This is a genomic window from Tsukamurella sputi, from assembly GCF_007858445.1.
GTDB lineage: Bacteria > Actinomycetota > Actinomycetes > Mycobacteriales > Mycobacteriaceae > Tsukamurella > Tsukamurella sputi.
In genome coordinates this window covers 487,142-507,261 of sequence record NZ_VIGV01000001.1, presented here as the reverse complement: position 1 = coordinate 507,261, position 20,120 = coordinate 487,142, and the positions used below count along the sequence as shown (strand labels likewise).

The 20,120-nt window shown below is 69.9% G+C and carries 17 protein-coding genes; 10 read left to right on the top strand and 7 right to left on the bottom strand.

What is annotated here, in order from left to right; translation table 11 throughout:
- The first annotated feature begins 2 nt into the window (after positions 1-2).
- Entirely contained in the window at positions 3-1,235 is a 1,233-nt protein-coding gene (locus FK268_RS02435) for a hypothetical protein (protein WP_146430749.1), read from the top strand.
- A gap of 24 nt (positions 1,236-1,259) precedes the next feature.
- Complete coding sequence (gene gatB / locus FK268_RS02430; protein WP_146430747.1) at positions 1,260-2,771, top strand: Asp-tRNA(Asn)/Glu-tRNA(Gln) amidotransferase subunit GatB; 1,512 nt, start codon at positions 1,260-1,262, stop codon at positions 2,769-2,771.
- Here the strand turns inward: gatB and FK268_RS02425 are convergent.
- Both FK268_RS02425 and FK268_RS02420 read right to left on the bottom strand, forming a co-directional pair.
- Complete coding sequence (locus FK268_RS02425) at positions 2,748-3,953, bottom strand: GGDEF domain-containing protein (RefSeq protein WP_158636018.1); 1,206 nt, start codon at positions 3,951-3,953, stop codon at positions 2,748-2,750. The two genes, gatB and FK268_RS02425, sit on opposite strands and share 24 nt — an antisense overlap.
- Before the next feature lie 78 nt (positions 3,954-4,031).
- Positions 4,032-5,156 carry a PQQ-dependent sugar dehydrogenase gene (locus FK268_RS02420; RefSeq protein WP_146430743.1) on the bottom strand — a complete coding sequence of 375 codons (1,125 nt, stop codon included), beginning with the start codon at positions 5,154-5,156 and terminating at the stop codon, positions 4,032-4,034.
- A 77-nt stretch (positions 5,157-5,233) separates the two neighbouring features.
- On the opposite strand from FK268_RS02420, the gene FK268_RS02415 reads away from it, so the two are divergent.
- A complete protein-coding gene (locus FK268_RS02415; protein WP_146430741.1) occupies positions 5,234-6,424 on the top strand; it encodes a DoxX family protein in 1,191 nt (396 codons plus the stop codon).
- A 63-nt stretch (positions 6,425-6,487) separates the two neighbouring features.
- Here the strand turns inward: FK268_RS02415 and ilvD are convergent, their stop codons facing one another.
- Complete coding sequence (gene ilvD, locus FK268_RS02410) at positions 6,488-8,332, bottom strand: dihydroxy-acid dehydratase (protein WP_146430739.1); 1,845 nt, start codon at positions 8,330-8,332, stop codon at positions 6,488-6,490.
- Positions 8,333-8,419: 87 nt separating this feature from the next.
- Positions 8,420-8,935, bottom strand: a complete 516-nt coding sequence (locus tag FK268_RS02405; RefSeq protein WP_158636017.1) for a PH domain-containing protein — start codon at positions 8,933-8,935, stop codon at positions 8,420-8,422.
- A 304-nt stretch (positions 8,936-9,239) separates the two neighbouring features.
- On the opposite strand from FK268_RS02405, the gene FK268_RS02400 reads away from it, so the two are divergent.
- The 7 genes from FK268_RS02400 to FK268_RS02370 all read left to right on the top strand — a co-directional run bounded on the left by FK268_RS02400 (position 9,240) and on the right by FK268_RS02370 (position 15,351).
- Positions 9,240-11,195 (top strand): acetolactate synthase large subunit, encoded by a 1,956-nt coding sequence (locus FK268_RS02400; protein WP_146430735.1) that lies wholly within the window; start codon positions 9,240-9,242, stop codon positions 11,193-11,195.
- Entirely contained in the window at positions 11,192-11,695 is a 504-nt protein-coding gene (ilvN, locus tag FK268_RS02395; protein ID WP_146430733.1) for an acetolactate synthase small subunit, read from the top strand. Before FK268_RS02400 ends, ilvN begins: the two co-directional genes overlap by 4 nt.
- A 40-nt stretch (positions 11,696-11,735) precedes the next feature.
- A complete protein-coding gene (gene ilvC, locus FK268_RS02390) occupies positions 11,736-12,749 on the top strand; it encodes a ketol-acid reductoisomerase (protein WP_146430731.1) in 1,014 nt (337 codons plus the stop codon).
- Between the two features lie 88 nt (positions 12,750-12,837).
- Positions 12,838-13,437, top strand: coding sequence for a TetR/AcrR family transcriptional regulator (locus tag FK268_RS02385; protein WP_146430729.1), 600 nt, complete (start codon positions 12,838-12,840; stop codon positions 13,435-13,437).
- On the top strand, positions 13,434-13,802 hold the full coding sequence (locus FK268_RS02380) for a DoxX family protein (RefSeq protein WP_146430727.1): 369 nt from the start codon (positions 13,434-13,436) through the stop codon (positions 13,800-13,802). The genes FK268_RS02385 and FK268_RS02380 overlap by 4 nt, the downstream gene beginning before the upstream one ends.
- Positions 13,803-13,900: 98 nt before the next feature.
- Entirely contained in the window at positions 13,901-14,908 is a 1,008-nt protein-coding gene (locus tag FK268_RS02375) for an AurF N-oxygenase family protein (protein ID WP_146431835.1), read from the top strand.
- 125 nt (positions 14,909-15,033) lie between these two features.
- The gene (locus tag FK268_RS02370; RefSeq protein WP_146430725.1) at positions 15,034-15,351 is read left to right on the top strand and encodes a hypothetical protein; all 318 of its coding nucleotides are present in this window, start codon (positions 15,034-15,036) and stop codon (positions 15,349-15,351) included.
- A 30-nt stretch (positions 15,352-15,381) separates the two neighbouring features.
- On the opposite strand, the gene FK268_RS02365 is transcribed toward FK268_RS02370, so the two are convergent.
- From FK268_RS02365 to FK268_RS02355, 3 genes are read right to left on the bottom strand one after another with little or no spacing between them, the layout of a single operon-like run.
- A complete protein-coding gene (locus tag FK268_RS02365) occupies positions 15,382-16,788 on the bottom strand; it encodes a phytoene desaturase family protein (RefSeq protein ID WP_146430723.1) in 1,407 nt (468 codons plus the stop codon).
- Positions 16,785-18,554, bottom strand: coding sequence for a DUF3556 domain-containing protein (locus FK268_RS02360; protein WP_146430721.1), 1,770 nt, complete (start codon positions 18,552-18,554; stop codon positions 16,785-16,787). Before FK268_RS02360 ends, FK268_RS02365 begins: the two co-directional genes overlap by 4 nt.
- Positions 18,555-18,576: 22 nt before the next feature.
- Entirely contained in the window at positions 18,577-20,031 is a 1,455-nt protein-coding gene (locus FK268_RS02355; RefSeq protein WP_146430719.1) for a class I adenylate-forming enzyme family protein, read from the bottom strand.
- Between the last annotated feature and the right edge of the window lie 89 nt (positions 20,032-20,120).

The following is a 20,120-nucleotide window of genomic DNA, read 5'->3' as shown; positions in this document are numbered from 1 at the left end:
GCATGAATCCGAATCCTCCCTCGAACCCGGGCGGTCACCCGGGCCAGGATCCCTCCGATCCGAACCAGCAGACGCAGCTCCGCCCCACCTGGCAGTCGGGCGAGCACCTCCAGCAGGGCGGCGCACCGTCGTACCAGCCGAACCCTGACTCGTACCCGCAGTACCCGGCCGCCCACCAGGGCTACCAGGGCGCGTACGGCCCGGCCGGGGCGCAGGCTCCCGGCGTCCCCCCGTTCCCGCCCGGTCCCGGCGCCCCGAAGAAGCCGCGCCCCGCCTGGCTGATCCCCGCGCTCATCGGCGGCGGCGCCGTCGTCCTCGTGATCGCGCTGATCGCCGGGATAGCGATCGTCAAGAGCATCGGTGGCGGGAGCGGTGACACCGGTTCGCCCGGCGGCACCGTCAAGGCCTACTTCGCCGCCCTGCAGGCCGGCGACGCCACGAAGGCGCTGAGCTACGGCAAGGAGGCACCCGCCTCCACCGAGCTGCTCACCGACGAGGTGCTGCGCAAGCAGCGCGACCTGGCGCCCATCAAGGACCTAAAGATCGTGAGCGAGACCAGCGGCTACAGCGGGTCGGTGCATCTGACGGTGACGATCGGAGAGGTCGCGTACGACGAGGAGCTCAACCTGGAGAAGGTGGGCGACGACTGGAAGCTCGCCACTGCCGCGGTGCAGCTCAAGCCGTACTCCGCGTACGACTCCGACAAGAAGAACGTGACCGTCCTCGGCAAGCCCCTCCCGGCCTCCGGCGTGGTCTACGTCTTCCCGGGCGCTCTCGACCTGGGCTCCGTCAACAAGAACCTGGCGCCGCAGCGGGAGAAGATCAGCGTCGGTGACAACAAGGGCCAGGCGTCGGTGAAGGGTCTGTCCCGCTTCAGCGCAGGCAGCTCCTTCAGCATCGCCTTCGGGCTCAGCGACGCCGCCAAGGCCTCCGCGCGCCAGCAGATCGCCGCGAAGTACGCCGAGTGCGCCGCATCGAAGGACCGCTTCCCGGCCGGTTGCCCGCAGTCCGATTACTCGGGCGAGAACGGCAGTTACACCTGGACCGCGCCGAACGCGCAGGACATCGACCTGAGCGACACTGTCCGCGACGGCCAGCTCCGCTTCAGCGACAACCGGCCCTGGACCTTCACCGCGACCGCGCGCGACGGTCGCCCGCTCACCGGGTCCGATACGGGCCTCGTGTACGGAACGATCACCGTGACCGCGGACGCGGTGGCCGTCTCGGTCCGCTGACCGGCGTCCGATTAGGCTGAGGGCATGAGTGCCGAGCTTGCCGAACACGATCTTCCCGAGTACGCGGACGTCGTCGCCCGCTACCAGCCCGTCATGGGCATGGAGGTCCACGTCGAGCTCGGCACCGCCACCAAGATGTTCTGCGGCTGCCGCACCGAGTTCGGCGCCGAGCCCAACACGCAGGTGTGCCCCACGTGCCTCGGCATGCCGGGCGCGCTGCCGGTCGTCAACGAGGCGGCGGTGCGCTCGGCCATCCGCATCGGCCTGGCCCTGAACTGCTCGATCCGTCCGAGCTCGGTGTTCGCGCGGAAGAACTACTTCTACCCGGACCAGCCGAAGAACTACCAGATCAGCCAGTACGACGACCCGATCGCGTACGACGGCTACCTCGACGTCCCGCTCGAGGACGGCACCACCTGGCGGGTCGAGATCGAGCGCGCCCACATGGAGGAGGACACGGGCAAGTCGACGCACGTCGGCTCCGCCACCGGCCGCATCCACGGCGCCTCCCACTCGCTCCTCGACTTCAACCGCGCCGGCGTGCCGCTCGTGGAGATCGTCACGCGCCCCATCGAGGGTGCGGGGGAGCGGGCCCCCGAGATCGCCCGCGCGTACGTGACCGCGCTGCGCGACCTGCTCGCCTCGCTCGACGTCTCCGACGTCCGGATGGACCAGGGCTCGATGCGCTGCGACTCCAACGTCTCGCTCCAGCCCATCGGCTCCTCCGAGTTCGGTACCCGCACGGAGACCAAGAACGTCAACTCCCTGCGGTCCGTCGAGGTCGCGGTGCGGTACGAGATGCGGCGCCAGGCGGCCGTTCTCGACGCCGGCGGCACCGTCGTCCTCGAGACCCGGCACTTCCAGGAGGGCGACGGCACCACCACCGCCGGCCGCCCCAAGGAGACCGCCGACGACTACCGCTACTTCCCCGATCCGGACCTAGGCCCCGTCGCGCCGCCGGCCGAGCTCGTCGAGGAGCTCCGGGGCACCATCCCCGAGCTGCCGTGGTTGCGGCGCGCCCGGATCCAGGCCGACTGGAACCTCTCCGACGAGGTCATGCGCGACCTCGTGAACCTCGGCGCGATCGACAGGATCATCGCCACCGTCGACGCGGGCGCCACGCCCGACGCCGCGCGGTCGTGGTGGGGCAGCTTCCTGCCGCAGCAGGCCAACACCCGCTCCGTCGAACTGTCGGAGCTGGCGATCTCGCCGGCCCAGGTCGCCCGGGTCATCGCCCTGGTGGACGAGGGCAAGCTTACGAGCAAGCTGGCGCAGCAGGTCATCGTCGGCGTGCTGGACGGGGAGGGCGAGCCCGACGAGGTCGTCGCCGCGCGCGGCCTCGAGGTGGTCCGCGACGACGGTGCGCTGCAGAAGGCCGTCGACGAGGCGCTCGCCGCCAACCCCGACATCGTCGAGAAGATCAAGTCCGGCAAGGTGCAGGCCGCGGGCAAGATCGTGGGCGACGTCATGAAGGCCACCCGCGGACAGGCCGACGCCGCCCGCGTCCGGGAGCTAGTCCTCGCCGCCTGCGAGTGACGCGGGTCCGGCCTCGCCCGGCGAGCGGAGCTCGGTGACCACGGCCTCCCCGTGTGCCGCGCGCTTGGCCCGGTACATCGCCTCGTCGGCCTCGGCGAGGAGGAGCTCCACCCCGTCCCGGTCGTCGACGCGGACCGTGCCGAGCGCCACGCCGATGCTCGCGGTGACCGCGGCGCCCTCCACGACGGTCACCTTCCCGATCTCCCGCTGGAGGGTGTCCGCGATCGACGCGTGATCCACGGCGAGCGCGCCGGCGAGCGCGACCGCGAACTCGTCGCCGCCGATCCGGGCGACGACGGCCGTGGGCACCACGTCGCGCAGCACGGCGGCCACCCGCACCAGGACCGCGTCGCCCGTGTCGTGCCCGAGGGCGTCGTTGACCGTCTTGAAGTCGTTCACGTCGACCACCATGACCGCCACCGGGACCCGCCGCCGGCCGGCGGCGTGCTGCAGGATGCCGCGGTGGCACCCGCGGCGGAATCCGCGCCGGTTGAGCACGCCGGTCAGCGGATCGGAGTCCGAATCGGCGGCGTCCTGGGACAGGAAGGCGATGCCGATCTGGACGCAGGCGGGTACGCCCACCGTCACGACGGCCAGCATCGCGAACTTGATGGCGGTCATCACCCAGCCGTACTCGACGACCAGCGGCGGGACGAAGAGCACGAGCGCCCCCGCCGAGACGGCGGACTGCGCGACCAGGTGCAGCGGAGAGAGCATGAACGCCGTGAACGTGGCGACGAGGGCGATCGCGCTCAGGCCCGCCACCCCGGCCATGAGCTCGACATCCGCCCAGGAGACCGCGACGATCGACATCGTCGAGGTCAGGACGAAGGCCCCTGCGCAGCGCTCGCTCGGAACTGCTCCCACCTGCCAGCGGACCGCCCAGAACAACCCCACCGCGGCACCCGCGGCCCGGATCAGCCGGGCGGTGTCGGGCGAGGTCGAGACGGAGCCTCCCATGTCGACGAACAGGAGCGCGGCGGACATCGCGCCGAGCAGCAGCGCGCACACGCTGACGACGGACCGGAATCCGCGGAGCAGTGTGCGGTTGGTGAAGTACTCGATCCGCTCGCGGTAATCCGGGCCGCCCCGCCACCACGTGGTGCCGACGTATCCGACCCAGTGGGACAGAGCCGCGACGGCACCCGCCGCTTCGTCGTCGAGGTACGGCGATTTCTTCACCGTGGCTCCTGCCGACCGTTCGATCATTCGATGAGAGATCGTGAAGCGCGGGACTTCGTTACAGAGGACCCGTGTGGGTCAATCGTCGCTGGTGGTGGCCTCGCCACCCGGCATCGGGATCAGCACGACGCGGTCGTCCGTGGGGGCCTGCGGTGCGGGTTTGTTGGTGGTCACGCCCTGCGGCAGGTCCTTCGGGCCGATCGCGAGCCGTCCGAAGACGCCGTACTTCGCGCGGTCGAGAACCTGGATCGGCTCCCCGTCGGCCGTGGTCGGGCCCTCCGGCAGCTTGAGCATCTCGACCTTGCCCGTGCGCGATTCGCTGACGAAGACCGCGCCAGTGACCACTGCGCAGCCCGCGAGGCCGGGGCGATCAGGCCAGCTCCACACCACGGAGGCGGGTGAGTTCGGGGTCAGCACGCGCAGGCGGTCCTGTGTGATGCCCTGGTCGGCGATGAAGACCGGTCCGCCGCGCGGGAGGCCGCACAGCGACTGCCGCACACCTCCGTCGGTGGCGAGCACCTTGGGGCGGACGGGGGAGACCGTGCCCGGCGAGGGGAGTAGGAGCACCTTCCCGGCGAGGGACGCCGGGTCGCGCGCGGCGTTCGCATCGCCCGCGTTCCCGGTGGCGACGATGAGGTCCCGGCCCGAGAACAGGAGCGACCCCGCGTTACCGGTCGCGCCCTTGGGGATGCCGGACAGGATCACCTTCGGCTCGTCGCCCGGCGTCACCCGCACCACTCGGTTGTCGGTCGGGGTGCTGACGTAGGCGTAGAACAACCGGTCCTGGTCGTACGACGGGGACAGTGCGATCGCCGTGAGCCCGCCGTCGCCCGACGTGTCCACCCCGACCCGCAACACCTCCCTATTGGGGAGGTCAGTCGTGGTGTACATGATCGCGCCACCGCGTTCGGCGACGTAGGCGTGCTCGAAATCGCCGGTCGGAATGAGGTCGGTGGGCTCGGTGAGGCACGTGGCCAGCACCAGAGGGTTCTGATCGATGCACGGTCCGGGCGCCTTGGGGGCCGCGCTCGGCATGGCGGGACCGGTGGGCTTCGTCGTCGTCACCGCGCCCGTGGGCGGGCCGGTGAAGGGGGCCGCCTCGCTGCCGGAGAAGTCGGCGCACCCCGCGAGCAGGGCCGCGACCACCGCGACCACGACGGTGCGCCGCGCGCCGGAACGCGCGCGCCGGGTCCCCACATCCATGCCGCCACACTACCGATCGGGCCGGGGCCGCGGTTCGCTCCCGGCCCGCGGCGCGTTCGCACTCTAGGGTGGATTCCGTGAGTGACAAGGACGGAATCGAGAACGAGACCAGCGAGGGCGCGGCCGAGTCACCTTTTGACTTCCGGTCCACGGGTGAGTTGCCGCGGTTCGGCGAGCGGCATCCCACGGGCGGGTTCGTCCTGGACCCCCATGACGACTCGGACACCGGCATCGGTCCGGTGCTGCCGCGCTACCGCGACGAACCCGCGGGCGCGGCGGACGCCACGTCGGTGACCACGCCCACCTCGGCACCGCCCGCCCCCACGCCGGCCGCCTCCACGCCGGCCGCCTCCACGCCGCCGGCGTCCGCGGCGGGGACGGCACCGTCGAGCGGGGACGGCCCGGCGTCGTCGGTGCCGGACACGAGCGATCTGGCGGCGGCCATCGCCGCGGCGAACGCGGCCACGGCCGCGATCTCCACGTCCGGTACTCCGGACGCCGCGACGGAGCGCGCCGACCTGTCGAGCGACGAGCGCGACGAGTTCGGCAAGCGCTACAACCGCCGACGGGGCCGTGAGCGCGCCGCGCAGGCGCGGGCCGAGGCCGAGGGCATTCCGCTGGAGTCCGCGGCCACCGAGCCGATCGCACCGCCGCCCGGACGCCGGTTCGGCAAGCCCGTCGGGGACGTCTCCGCCGAGTTGGAGGAGGCCCGCAAGGCCGCGCGGCGTGGCAGTACCGACCTCGGGCTGCTCGTACTGCGCGTGGCGGTCGGCGTGATCCTCGCGGCGCACGGCATCCAGAAGCTGTTCGGCATCTGGGGCGGCCCGGGGATCGATGGTTTCGCCCGGTACCTGCAGAACGGCAACGACCCGTCACTCGGCTTCCAGCGGTTCACCAAGGTCATCTCGATCGCCACCGGTGTCGTCGAGCTGGGCGGTGGTGCGATGCTGATCCTGGGCCTGCTCACCCCGATCGCGGCCGCCGGCGCGGTGGGCGTGATGCTCTCCGCCACCCTGTTCAAGCTGACGACGGTGGGGAACGGCTTCGTCTTCTTCACCCAGGACAAGGGCGTCGAGTTCGAGCTGCTGCTGCTGTTCGCCGCGGTGGCGATCATCCTGACCGGCCCGGGCAAGCTCTCGCTCGACTTCAACCGGGGCTGGGCACGCAGGCCGCACGTCGGCTCGTTCGTCTGGCTGGTCGTCGCGGTGGCCGCGGCGGTCACCGTCTGGATCCTGCTCAACGGAGCGAATCCGCTGGTCAAGCGATAGTCGTACGCACGCCGAACGCCCGGCCTCCCGCGAGGGAGCGCCGGGCGTTCGTGCGTGACGGGCCTACGGCACCTGCCGGACCGCACCCTTGTCGGCCGAGGTCGCCAGGGCCGCGTACGCGCGCAGCGCCGTGGTGACGGTGCGCTGCCGGTCCTTGGGCTGCCACGGGCGCTCCGAGGCCTCCATCTTGGCGCGGCGGCGCGCGAGCTCGTCGTCGTCGACGAGGACCTTCAGCGTGCGGGAGTGGACGTCGATGAGGATCTCGTCGCCGTCCTCGACGAGGCCGATGTCGCCGCCCGACGCCGCCTCGGGAGAGGCGTGGCCGATGACGAGGCCCGACGACCCGCCGGAGAACCGGCCGTCGGTCACCAGGCCGCAGAACTTGCCCATCCCGGTGCCCTTCATGAAGGCGGTCGGGTGCAGCATCTCCTGCATGCCGGGGCCGCCGGCGGGACCTTCGTAGCGGATCACGAGGACCTCGCCCTTCTGCAGTTCCTTCGACAGGATCGCGTGGACGGCGTCCTCCTGGCTCTCGACGACGCGCGCCGGGCCCTGGAACTGCCACAGCGACTCGTCGACGCCGGCCGTCTTGAGGATCGCTCCGTTGCGGGCGATGTTGCCGCGCAGGACGCACAGACCGCCCTCGACGGTGTAGGCGTGCTCCTTGTCGCGGATGCAGCCGTCCGCGGCGTCGGTGTCGAGCGATTCCCAGCGGTTCGACGTGGAGAAGGGCTCGGTGGTCCGGACCCCGCCGGGAGCGGCGTGGAACAGCTCGATCGCCGCGTCGGTGGCGGTGCCCCCGCGGATGTCCCAATCGGCGAGGTAGGCCTCGAGCGACGGCGAATGCACCGGGCGGACGTTCGTGTTGAGTAGCCCGGCGCGGTTCAGCTCGCCCAGGATGGCGGGGATGCCGCCGGCCCGGTGCACGTGCTCCATGTAGTACTTCGGCGAGTTCGGCGCCACCTTCGCCAGGCACGGCACGTTCCGCGAGATGCGGTCGATGTCGTGCAGGTCGAAGGCGATCTCGCCCTCCTGCGCCGCAGCCAGGATGTGCAGCACCGTGTTCGTCGAGCCACCCATCGCGACGTCGAGCGCCATCGCGTTCTCGAAGGCCTCGCGGGTGGCGACGTTGCGGGGGAGCACCGATTCGTCGTCGTTCTGGTAGTACTGCTTCGCGATGTCGACGATCAGCTCACCGGCACGGGTGAACAGGTCGCGGCGGGCCGTCTGGGTGGCCAGCGTCGATCCGTTGCCGGGCAGCGACAGGCCGAGCGCCTCGGTGAGGCAGTTCATCGAGTTCGCGGTGAACATGCCCGAACACGAGCCGCACGTCGGGCATGCGGAGCGCTCCACCTCGAGCAGTTCGGTGTCGCTGACGTTGCTGTCGGCGGACGCCGAGATCGCGTCGATCAGGTCGGTGCCGGGCCGCACGACGCCGTTGATGACCACCGAGGTGCCGGCCTCCATGGGGCCGCCGGAGACGAAGACGGTGGGGATGTTCAGGCGCATCGCGGCGTTGAGCATGCCGGGGGTGATCTTGTCGCAGTTCGAGATGCAGACCAGCGCGTCGGCGGTGTGCGCGTTCACCATGTACTCGACCGAGTCGGCGATGATCTCGCGACTCGGCAGCGAGTAGAGCATGCCGCCGTGGCCCATCGCGATGCCGTCGTCCACGGCGATCGTGTGGAACTCCTTCGCGACGCCGCCCGCCGCGACGACAGCTTCCGCGACGATCTCGCCGACGTTCTTCAGGTGCACGTGTCCGGGCACGAACTGCGTGTAGGAGTTGGCGATCGCGATGATCGGCTTGCCGAAGTCGTCGTCGGTCATTCCGGTGGCGCGCCAGAGGGCGCGGGCCCCGGCGGCTTCTCGTCCGACGGTGGTGGTGCGTGAGCGGAGCGGTGGCATGTGCTTCTCGCCTCGGATCTTCGTATCGTGCGGGCTGGTGGAGGAGACGGGCTCCCCGTGAACGGGGAAAGGCCCGTCCTGCGGGATTTATTCCGCGGTGACGTCGGGGATCCGGCCGCCCGAGGCGACCGCGACGCGGGGGAGCTGGCTGATGGTGACGGCGGGTAGTCGCACCTCGGAACCGTCGGTGCGGACTGCGTACACCGCACCGTTGCGTCCGATTCTAATGCCTGCGATGTCGTCCCATCCGATCGTGGTCGCGCCCAGGACCCGGACGGACCGCACACCGTCGGGGCCGATCACGGTGCGGACCCGCAGAACCCACAGCGCGAGCAGGACCGGCACGATCAGGAGGGCCCAGCCGAGGATCGCCGCGCCGGCACCCGCGGACGCGCCGTCGACGGAGCGGCCCAGGGTCCAGGGCCCGACGATGGGGGCGAGGCAGACGGCGAACAGTGCGACGCCGAGCAGTGCGATGCGCGGGTGCTTGAAGACGACGCGGTCGCCGGCGGCGATCGGCACGGCGGTGTCCGACGTGTGGTCGGTGGTCACGGTGCGGGTGGTGCCGGTCGTGCTCGACTGCTTCGCGGGACGCTCGCTCATAACACGCATTGTCGCACGCGGCACGCGAATCCCAATATCTGAGACGAGGTGGCTCACTGGTTTGACGCGACTGCACACCAGCGCCTAGTTTCACTGGTGTGAAACACAGCTACCAGCTCCTCGTAATCGGTCGGCGCGTCGTCGCCTGAACCGGTTGCAGCCGTTTCACACCAGCATCGACGCGCTACCCTCGCTCAGCTACCGCTGACGGGGGTTTTTTGTTGCCCGAATAGTCCTCGGACAACGCCGCCCGCCGATACGTCCCTAGAGCAGAGCACCGCATGAGTGGTGAGAAGGTCACATCGTGAGCGCACCTACAGCTCGGCCCCACCCAGGGCAGAAGCCCGGGGCCCGTAAGCCCGGCGCCGGGATCCCCGGCGCGCATTCCGCCGCCTCGAAGCAGCACGTCGTCAACGACGTCGCGCACAGCGTCCTCGATGGCGCCCGCGTCGTGGCCCCCGAGCGCGTCACCGGCGCGCAGTCGGTGGTCCGTTCGCTCGAGGAGATCGGCGTGGACACGGTCTTCGGCATTCCGGGCGGATGCATCCTTCCGGTCTACGACCCGCTCCTCGATTCGAAGAAGGTCCGCCACGTCCTCGTGCGGCACGAGCAGGGCGCCGGCCACGCCGCCACCGGTTACGCGCAGGCCACCGGCAAGGTCGGCGTGTGCATGGCCACCTCCGGCCCGGGCGCGACCAACCTCGTGACGCCGCTGGCCGACGCGCAGATGGACTCGGTGCCGATCGTCGCGATCACCGGCCAGGTCGGCCGCCCGCTGATCGGCACGGATGCCTTCCAGGAGGCCGACATCTCGGGCATCACGATGCCCGTCACCAAGCACAACTTCCTGGTCTACGACGCGGCCGACATCCCGCGCGTCATCGCCGAGGCCTTCTACCTGGCGCAGAGCGGCCGCCCCGGCGCCGTGCTCGTCGACATCCCGAAGGACGTGCTCCAGGAGGACACCGTCTTCTCGTGGCCGCCGCAGATCGACCTGCCCGGCTACCGTCCCGTCACCAAGCCGCACGGCAAGCAGATCCGTGAGGCCGCGCGCCTGATCGCGGCGGCGAAGTCGCCGGTGCTCTACGTCGGTGGCGGTGTGCTCAAGGCGGAGGCGTCGGAGGAACTGCTCAAGCTGGCCGAGCTGACCGGCATCCCGGTCGTGACCACGCTGATGGCCCGCGGCGTCTTCCCCGACAGCCATCAGCAGCACATGGGCATGCCCGGCATGCACGGCACCGTCGGCGCCGTGGCCGCGCTGCAGCGCTCCGACCTGCTGGTCACGTTGGGGGCACGCTTCGACGACCGCGTCACCGGCAAGCTGGACTCCTTCGCGCCGGACGCCAAGGTCATCCACGCCGACATCGATCCGGCGGAGATCGGCAAGAACCGCTTCGCGGACGTCCCGATCGTGGGCGACTGCAAGGAGGTCATCACCGAGCTGATCGCCGCGATCTCCGAGGATCGCGCAACCATCGCGGCCCCGGACCTCAGCGTGTGGTGGGAGTACCTGGACGGGATCCGCAAGACCTACCCGCTGGCCTACAAGCCGGAGTCCGACGGTGCGCTGAGCCCCGAGTACGTGATCGAGCGCCTCGGCGCCGCGGCCGGTCCCGATGCGATCTACTGCGCGGGCGTCGGCCAGCACCAGATGTGGGCCGCGCAGTTCATCAAGTACGAGAAGCCGCGCACCTGGCTGAACTCGGGCGGTCTCGGAACCATGGGCTACGCGGTCCCCGCGGCCCTCGGTGCCAAGATGGGCGCGCCGGAGAAGGAGGTCTGGGCGATCGACGGTGACGGCTGCTTCCAGATGACCAATCAGGAGCTCGCCACCGCCGCCATCGAGGGTGCTCCCATCAAGGTCGCCGTCATCAACAACGGCAACCTGGGCATGGTCCGCCAGTGGCAGACGCTGTTCTACGAGCAGCGCTACTCCAGCACCGACCTGTCGACGCACTCGATGCGGATCCCCGACTTCGTCAAGCTCGGCGAGGCCATGGGGTGCGTGTCCTTCCGGTGCGAGCGCGAGGAGGACGTCGACGCCGTGATCGCGCAGGCGCGGGAGATCAACGACCGTCCGGTGGTGATCGACTTCATCGTGGGCGCCGACGCCCAGGTGTGGCCGATGGTCGCCGCGGGCACGAGCAACGACGAGATCATGGCGGCACGGGACATCCGTCCGCTGTTCGACGAGGACGACGCGGCCGACGAGCCGGCCGTCATCCACGCCGCGATGGAGCGTTCGGAGGAGCAGAAGTGAGCACCACGCACACGCTGAGCGTCCTGGTCGAGGACCGGCCGGGCGTGCTCGCCCGCGTCTCGTCCCTGTTCTCCCGCCGTGGCTTCAACATCGAATCCCTCGCGGTGGGCGGCACCGAGCTCAAGGGCGTCAGCCGGATGACGATCGTCGTGACGGTCGACGAGCTGCCCCTCGAGCAGGTCACGAAACAGCTGAACAAGCTGGTCTCGGTCCTCAAGATCGTCGAACAGGATTCGGCGTCGTCCGTGGCCCGCGAGCTCATGCTCATCAAGGTGCGCGCGGACGCGACCACGCGCGGCCAGGTCACCGACACCGTCGACCTGTTCCGTGCCAAGATCGTTGACGTCTCGCCCGACTCGGTGACCATCGAGGCCACCGGTACGCCGGACAAGCTCGACGCGCTGCTCGCGGTCCTGGATCCCTTCGGGATCCGTGAGATCGCGCAGTCCGGCGTGATCGCGCTGGGACGCGGTCCCAAGTCGATCACCGCGACCCGCTAACTTAACTACTGCAAAAAACCAGAAGGGACACCGAACCACAGTGGCAATCGAACTGTTCTACGACGAGGACGCCGACCTCTCCATCATCCAGGGCAAGAAGGTCGCGGTCATCGGCTACGGCTCGCAGGGCCACGCGCACTCGCTGAGCCTGCGCGATTCCGGCGTCGACGTGCGGATCGGCCTCAAGGAGGGCTCGAAGTCGCGGGCCAAGGCCGAGGAGCAGGGCCTGACCGTGGGCACGCCCGCCGAGGTCTCCGAGTGGGCCGACGTGATCATGCTGCTCGCGCCCGACACCGCGCAGGCCGAGATCTTCAAGACGGACATCGAGCCCAACCTCAAGGACGGCGACGCGCTGTTCTTCGGGCACGGCCTGAACATCCACTTCAAGCTGATCGAGGCCCCGGCCAACGTCACCGTCGCGATGGTCGCCCCGAAGGGCCCCGGCCACCTGGTGCGCCGCCAGTTCGTCGACGGCAAGGGTGTTCCCGCCCTCATCGCCGTGGACCAGGATCCGACCGGAGGCGGCCAGGCGCTCGCCCTGAGCTACGCCGCCGCGATCGGTGGCGCCCGCGCCGGCGTCATCAAGACCACCTTCAAGGAGGAGACCGAGACGGACCTCTTCGGTGAGCAGGCCGTGCTCTGCGGCGGCACCGAGGAGCTCGTCAAGGTCGGCTTCGAGGTGCTCGTCGAGGCGGGCTACGCCCCCGAGATGGCCTACTTCGAGTGCCTCCACGAGCTCAAGCTCATCGTGGACCTCATGTACGAGGGCGGCATCGCACGCATGAACTACTCGGTGTCCGACACCGCGGAGTTCGGCGGCTACCTCTCGGGCCCGCGCGTCATCGACGCCGACACGAAGAAGCGCATGCAGGACATCCTCACGGACATCCAGGACGGCACCTTCGTCAAGCGTCTCGTCGCGAACGTCGAGGGCGGCAACAAGGAGCTCGAGGCTCTTCGCAAGGAGAACGCCGAGCACCCGATCGAGGTCACCGGCAAGAAGCTGCGCGACCTGATGAGCTGGGTCGATCGCCCGATCACCGAGACCGCCTAGGTCCTCACCGCATCACCGCAGAGCCCCGTCGGACCGGTGTCCGACGGGGCTCTTGCGTGTCCGGAGGCGACGACGTACCGTACTGAACATGTTCAGTGAACCTGTTCAATCACGGGCGGAGGCCAAGGCTGGAACTCGGGCGCGCGTCCTCGCCGCGGCGGATGCACTGTTCCGCGCGGACGGCTACGCGGCGACGACGGTGCGTCGGATCGCCGCCGAGGCGGGCGTCAGCGTCGGCACGGTGATGGGCGTGGGGGACAAGGATGCGCTCCTCATCGCCATCATCGACGACTGGATCGCGGCGGTGCACGCCCGGCGTGAGCCCTCCGCGGTGCTGCCGCGACTGACCCCGGGCGAGGCGACCGCGCGACTGATGGCGCTCGTCGCGCCCTTCGTGGCGTACTTCAACGCGGACGGTGACCTCTCCCGCGAGTACGCGGCCGTTCTCGCGCGCGGCAAGCATCGCTCGCGGACCTTCGGCGACCTCGGCGACGAGTTGCGGGCCGACTTCGAGCAGGTCTTCGCCGCCGCGGGGAGCGCTGATCCCGGCGCCGCGGCCCGCACCCTCTACTTCGTCTACATCGGCCTGCTGTTCGCCACCTCGGGCGGTGCGATCACGCGGGAGACCGCGGCGGAGCGTCTCGTCGACGCTATCGGACAGATTCTGGGAGAAGGGGTTTCGCAATGACCACAGGTTTCATCGACACACCGCACTGGCCCTGGCTCACCGTCGCGCTCGCCGCCGTCCTGCTGGGCGACGCGCTGCTGTCGATGCGTCCGCCCGCCTTCATCCGGGACTGCCTCGACGGTGTCCGGTTCCCGCGCGACTGGTGGTGGATCCTCGTCGTGATCAAACTGGTCGCGGTGGCGGGGCTCCTGGCCGGGCTCCACTACCCGGGTGTCGGCGCCGCGGCCAACGTCGGCGTGATCGCCTACTTCGTCTGTGCCGCGGTGGCGCACGTGCGGGCGCGGTTCCTGGGTTCGACGTTCTGGGTGAACTGCCTGGGCATGCTCGGCTTCGCCGTCGTTGTGCTGATCCTGTCCTACCTCTAGTCCGGCGCCGAAGAAACCAGCACTGCTGATTGATAGTGATAGAGTGCTTCGAAACGGCTATCACGACGACGATGGCCGCGGACGGAAGCGAGACGTGGATGCGACTGGCCCTCACGCACATGGGACGCACTCAGGGGATCCCGTTCCCCGGGCAGGCGGAGTACGAGCAGACCCTGACCGACCTCTCCGAAGCCTCGGTCCGGCGCAACTTCGACCCGTACATCGACATCGACTGGGACGCGCCCGAGCTGGCGATCGTCCCGGATGATCCGCGGTGGGTCTGCGACTCCCGGTTCGATCCGATCGGCCGCCACCCGTGGTACCAGGCGCAGCCGCTGGCGAAGCAGATCGAGATCGGCATGTGGCGCCAGGCGAACGTCGCGAAGGTGGGCCTGCAGTTCGAGTCGATGCTGATCCGCGGGATCATGCAGTACACGGCGGCCCTGCCGAACAACTCGCCGGAGTTCCGCTACGCCACGCACGAGGCGAAGGAGGAGTGCCAGCACACGCTGATGTTCCAGGAGTTCGTGAACCGCGTGGGCATGGACGTGCCGGGCGGCAGCGCCTTCCTGCGCCGCATCTCGCCGATCGTGCCGCTCTTCGCGACCATGACGCCGCTGTACTTCTACATGATGGTCCTCGGCGGCGAGGAGCCGATCGATCATCTGCAGAAGCAGTTCCTGCGGTCGGGTTCGGAGCAGCACCCGGCGATGAGCTCGATCATGCAGATCCACGTTGCGGAGGAGGCGCGCCACATCGGCTTCGCGCATCAGCTGCTCGAGCACCGTATCCCCACCCGCGGCCGGTTCCCGCGGCTCGTGCTCTCCCTCATGCTGCCGATCACCATGCGGGTCATGGTCACCATGATCATGATGCCGCCCAAGCAGTTCTGGGACACCTTCGACATCCCGCGGTCGGTGAAGAAGGACATCTTCTGGCGCTCGCCCGAGTCGCAGCAGATGAAGCGCGACGTCTTCGGCGACGTCCGGATGATGGCCGAGAAGTGCGGCCTGATGAACCCGCTCAGCAAGCTCATGTGGCGGATCTGCGGCATCGATGGACGGGTCTCCCGGTTCCGCAGCGAGCCGGCGTACGCCGCGCAGTAGCCTCCGGTGCGCAGCTGCGACGATGCTGTGACCTGACGCAGAGCCCCTCGCGACAGCGCCCTCCTACGTTCGTTCACGTCGGCATTCACCGAATGCCGTGCACGGGAACGACCGAAGGAGAACGCATGTCGAAGATCACCACACCGCGCCACGTGCTCGCAGTGCTCGCCCTCAGCGGCGCGATCCTCGCCCCGGCGGTGGGGGTCGCGCAGGCCGAGCCGAGCCCCGCGCCCGGGCCGCCCGTCCGCGACGCCGCCTTCTGGGATCGCTACGACCAGTGGTCGGTGACGTTCGCCCAGTGCCTTGCGGCCAAGGGCGTGACCGATCCCGGCTACGACCGGGCGAGCGGGTGGAGCGGCGGCGCGCAGACGCCCACGGCGAAGCGCGCCGCGCAGGAGTGCGAGTCGATCGTCGGACTGCCGCCGACGATCACGGAGAAGTAGCCCGATTCGCCCTCCTCGGACCGGCCGCGACTACAGCTTCGCGAGTGCGCGGCTCGCGGCGTGGAAGCCGCACATGCCGTGCGCGGCCGGTCCGGGCGGGGTCGCGGCCGAGCAGATGTACATGCCGGGTACGCCCAGGTCGTAGGGCTGCAGGGTGATGCGCGGGCCGAAGACGAGCTGGAGCGGGTCCTTGGAGCCGGTGTTGATGTCGCCGCCCATGAAGTTCGCGTTGTAGCGCGACATCTCGGTCGTCGAGCACACCGCGGTGCCGACGATCCGCTCCCGGAAGCCGGGCGCGAAGCGTTCGATCTGGGCGATGATCGCCTTGGCGGCGTCGCCCGCGAAGCCGTTCGGGACGTGGGCGTAGGACCAGACGGGGTGCACATCGCCCACGCTGCGGCTCGGGTCGGCGAGGTACTGCTGTCCGACGAGCACGAAAGGGCGGTCGGGCATCCGGCCGGCGGCGATGGTCCTCTCGGACGCGGCGATCTCGGAGAAGTCGCCGCCCAGGTGGACGGTGCTCGACCGCCGCGCGTCCGGATTGGTCCAGGGCACACCGCCCTCGACGGCGAAGTCCACCTTGAACGCGCCGGGCCCGTACCGGAATCGGGTGAAGGCGCGGCGCACACGCGCCGGCAGTCGTGCGCCGAGGATCGTCGCCACCTGGTGCGGGTCGAGGTCGAAGAGCGTCACGTCGGCAGAGGGGAGATTCGCCGCCGTCACCCGCGCACCGGTCTCCACCCTGCCACCCAGATCCTCGAACTCGGCGAGCAGCGCCGCGGCGATGGCTCCGGATCCACCCTCGGCGACCTGCCACCCGAAGCGATGGCCGGCGGTCAGCATGCCCTTGCCGATCGCGGAGCTCATCGGCTCGTGCAACGGCCGGAAGGTGTGCGCCGCAACGCCGCCCCAGAGTCCGCGTGCCTGGGGCGTGCGGAAGGCGCGCGCCAGGGCCGCCGCGGGGAGCGGAGTCGGTGCTCCGAATCCGGCCAGTGCCAGCGGATGCCGCGGGACGCGGAGCAGAGGGCCCAGCATCGACGGGCCGATCTTGTCGAAGTTCCGCACGGGCCGCTCGAACAGCGCGCGCCACGCGGCACCGTCGGCCCCGAGGCCCGCGGCGGTGTCGGCGACGGAGCGCCGCAGCACCCCAGCGGAGCCGTCGTCGAGCGGGTGCACGCACTCGATGTCCGCGGACCGCCAGCGCAGCCCGCGCCGCTCCAGGTCGATCGTCGCGAGGAACGGCGAGCCCACCGCCATCGGGTGGATGGCCGCGCAGTGATCGTGGACGAGCCCGGGGACGATCGCCTCGAAGGACCGCAGCCCGCCGCCGACGGTGTCGCCCGCCTCGAGCAGAGTCGTCTCCACGCCCGCGCGGGCCAGGGTGATGGCGGCGGCGAGCCCGTTGGGGCCGCCGCCGATCACGGTGCCGGTGGTCATAGGGACGAGCCTACGGGGAATCGGACGGGGTCGGAGGTCCAGGTGATCGTGCTCGGGACGGGACCGTCGGGCAGCCAGGGCTGGCTGCTCACGCAGTCGGTCACGTTCCAGCGGCCGCGGGCGATCACGCCGAGCGCGGCGTCGATGATCTTGAAGTCCTGAGTCATCCGCGTCACCGGCTGGGACTCGGCCCAGACCACGATCACCTCGCCCGGTTCGAACCGCGCCTGCTCCTGGACCGCGGCGATCAGCCGCTCGTCGTGCAGGTGCCCGTCGCCGAAGTTGAAGCCGATCAGCGTGTTGCAGACCAGCTCGCCCTCCCGCAGCGTGCGCTGTTCCACGTCGGGCACGTGCCGGAGCATCATCGAGAACAGGCCGCGGCCGTTGCTGTGCAGTGCTCGCCAGCCGAGCCCCTTCTCCAGCAGCACCTCCGCCCACTGCCGCTCGATCCCGAAGGCCACGAACTGGTCGACGGTGTTGTGCACGGGGCGCTGGACGCGGTCGAGCTTCGCCTCGGCGCCGGGCGCGAAGGCCCACATGCCCGTGGCCCAGTTCCCGGCGTACTGCCGCAGCGAGGGCAGGAAGGAGACCTTGTCCGGGCGCAGATTGCCGAGCACGGGGAAGAAGGCCAGCGCCGCCACCGTCGGCAGCACCAGCCACGCCGGCGACATGTCGAGCACCGAGAAGCCGTCCTGCGCGGGGAAGCCGACGAACAGGAAGACGGCGGTGTAGGCGAACAGCAGGTTCCACTCCAGCGGCACGGCCAGCGGGAAGGTGGAGATGATGAACAGGTGGTAGCACACCATGAAGACGGCGCAGACCACGGTGAGCGTCCGGTTCACGGAGAACAGCAGGACCAGTGGTGCGGCGATCTCGACGAACGTGCCGAGTCCCTCCGCCATGAACCGCGACAGCTTCGAGGGCAGCAGATCGTGCGGCGCATCGCGGTAGTGGGCGCGGCGCAATCCCTTGAAGGGCATGCACGGCGAGTTGGAGACCATCACGGGGATGACCATGATGAAGTGCCGCCCGATCTTCGACAGTCCGGCGCCCACCCAGACCGCGACGATGAGGAGCTTGAGGCCCACGATCATCGTGGCGAAGGACAGCAGCGGGAACAGGGCGAACATGATCATGGCGGGCAGGTACTGCTCGCCGCGCGCACCGAGGAAGATCGTCTTGTCCCGCAGTCCGATCAGGATCAACAGCGCGATCGGCGCGATCATGGACCACGGCGGCAGCAACGGCGACGGGGAGTCGCCCACCGAGCCGCCCGGCAGCGCGATGCCCACCACCAGGCTGAGCAACAGGCCGAGGTACAGCGCCACGTCGATCCCGGTGCGGCGGGTGCCCGCTGTGAGCGGGACCCAGGCGTACGGGCGCAGCCGGATCGTGCCGGTGCGCGCCCAGAACCGGATCCCGCCGGTCATCGGCTTGATCTTGAAGGTCAGCGGTCCCCACGCACCGGCGATGCCGATGGCCTCGAGGAGCGTCGTCCACAGCACCAGCTTCTGGTAGACGACGGGCTGGTTCCACCACTGCCCGACCTCCCAGAAGTGCAGGCCCGACGTGGCGGTCGCGGCGAGCACGCCGCCGCAGGCGAACAGCACCATCAGCTTGACGATGTACACGAGGTAGATGCCCCAGGCGCTGCCGAAACCGTTGTCCACCCAGTGCTGGGTCGCGTACTTCACGCGCTCCCGGATGGGTCGGGCGAGGAACTCCTCCGGGTCGACGGGAGGAAAGGCGGGTTGCAGGAATCCCATGTCGGTCTTCTCCGTTCGGTGGTCAGAGGGCGGCGTCGAGGCGACGCAGGGCGGGCTTGTCGATCTTGCCGACGGGGTTCTTCGGCAGGGTGTCGGCGACGGTCACGGCGACGGGCTGCTTGAACTTGGCGAGGTGCGCGGCGGTGTGCGCCAGAACGGCGTCCGGGTCGACGGTGGCGGGGGCGACGTACAGCACGGGGACCTCGCCGTACTTGGCGTCCGGCTGCCCGATCACGGCGGCCTCGGCGACCCCGTCGAGCCCGTAGACGACGGACTCGATCTCCTTGGGGTAGATGTTCTCCCCGCCGCGGATGATCATGTCCTTGGCGCGGTCCACGAGCGTCAGGTAGCCGTCGGCGTCGAGTACGCCCACGTCGCCGGTGCGCAGCCACCCGTCCACCACGGTCTTCGCCGTCTCCTCGGGACGGTTCAGGTAGCCGCGCATGATGTTCGGCCCGGCGAGCATCACCTCCCCGGCCTCGCCGACGGGGACCTCGGCGCCCGCGCCGTCGACGATCTTCAGTCGCTGGCCGGGGAGCGGGAGGCCCACGGTGCCGACCTTCTTCACGCCGTGCAGGGGGTTGACGGTGGCGGCGCACGTGCACTCCGACAGGCCGTATCCCTCGACGAGCGGGAACCCGTAGCGGGCCTCGAAGCCCTGCAGCAGTTCCCGGCTGGCCGGCGCGGCGCCGCAGATCGCGAAGCGCATCCGCGAGGTGTCCGGGCGCACCTCGGGCGGCAGGCCCAGCAGCATCGTGTAGATCGTGGGGACCGCCGAGAAGTAGGTGGCACCGGTCGACTCGAGACGGTCGAAGAAGGTGCGCGGATCGAACCGGGAGACGATCGTGATGCGGCCGCCGCCGCGCAACGGGTTGAGCGTCGAGACGACGATCGCGTTGACGTGGAACAGGGGCAGGATCAGCAGGCTGTGTTCGTCGGCGGTGAAGTCGAAGGCCGCGCTGGACATCTCGCACATCGCCGTCAGGTTCGCGTGGTCGAGCATGACGCCCTTGGGCTTACCGGTGGTTCCGGAGGTGTAGATCAGGAGCGCGAGATCCTCGGCGGCGGAGGCGGGCTCGGCGTCGTCGGGGGAGGCCGAGAGCAGCTGCTCCGGGGTGAGGGTCACGGCACCGTCGAATTCGACGCCGTCCGCCGAGATCACGACGCGGGCCGCGGAGTCGGTCACCTGGAAGCCCGCTTCCGCGGGGGTGAGGTACGGATTGATCGGTGTGGCGGCGGCGCCGAGGCGCCAGCTCGCGAACAGCGCGACCACCAGTACCGCGGTGTTGGGCAGGCGGACCGCGACCACATCGCCGCGGCCGACGCCGGCGGCGCGCAGAGCGGACGCCGCCCGGCGTACCGCGTCGAGGAAGGCCGTGTTGTCGAAAGCCAGGTCGTCGTCGGCGACGGCGGGGGCGGCGGGTGCCTCGGCGGCACGGGTGTCGGGCAGGGTGGCGAAGGTCTGCGTGGTGCTCAACGGGGATCTCCTCGTGTGGTGGGTGGAAGAACCGTACGACAGGTGTGACGGCGGTCACCCCGTCTCGCCGCGACCAAGTTCGCCGTCGG

Coding starts and splice junctions, on each gene's coding strand:
- FK268_RS02385 (WP_146430729.1), top strand. CDS start 12,838: ATGTTCAGTGAACCTGTTCAATCACGGGCGGAGGCCAAGGCTGGAACT.
- FK268_RS02405 (WP_158636017.1), bottom strand. CDS start 8,935: ATGAGCGAGCGTCCCGCGAAGCAGTCGAGCACGACCGGCACCACCCGC.
- FK268_RS02375 (WP_146431835.1), top strand. CDS start 13,901: ATGCGACTGGCCCTCACGCACATGGGACGCACTCAGGGGATCCCGTTC.
- FK268_RS02435 (WP_146430749.1), top strand. CDS start 3: ATGAATCCGAATCCTCCCTCGAACCCGGGCGGTCACCCGGGCCAGGAT.
- gatB (WP_146430747.1), top strand. CDS start 1,260: ATGAGTGCCGAGCTTGCCGAACACGATCTTCCCGAGTACGCGGACGTC.
- ilvD (WP_146430739.1), bottom strand. CDS start 8,332: ATGCCACCGCTCCGCTCACGCACCACCACCGTCGGACGAGAAGCCGCC.
- FK268_RS02370 (WP_146430725.1), top strand. CDS start 15,034: ATGTCGAAGATCACCACACCGCGCCACGTGCTCGCAGTGCTCGCCCTC.
- FK268_RS02380 (WP_146430727.1), top strand. CDS start 13,434: ATGACCACAGGTTTCATCGACACACCGCACTGGCCCTGGCTCACCGTC.
- FK268_RS02360 (WP_146430721.1), bottom strand. CDS start 18,554: ATGGGATTCCTGCAACCCGCCTTTCCTCCCGTCGACCCGGAGGAGTTC.
- FK268_RS02365 (WP_146430723.1), bottom strand. CDS start 16,788: ATGACCACCGGCACCGTGATCGGCGGCGGCCCCAACGGGCTCGCCGCC.
- FK268_RS02420 (WP_146430743.1), bottom strand. CDS start 5,156: ATGGATGTGGGGACCCGGCGCGCGCGTTCCGGCGCGCGGCGCACCGTC.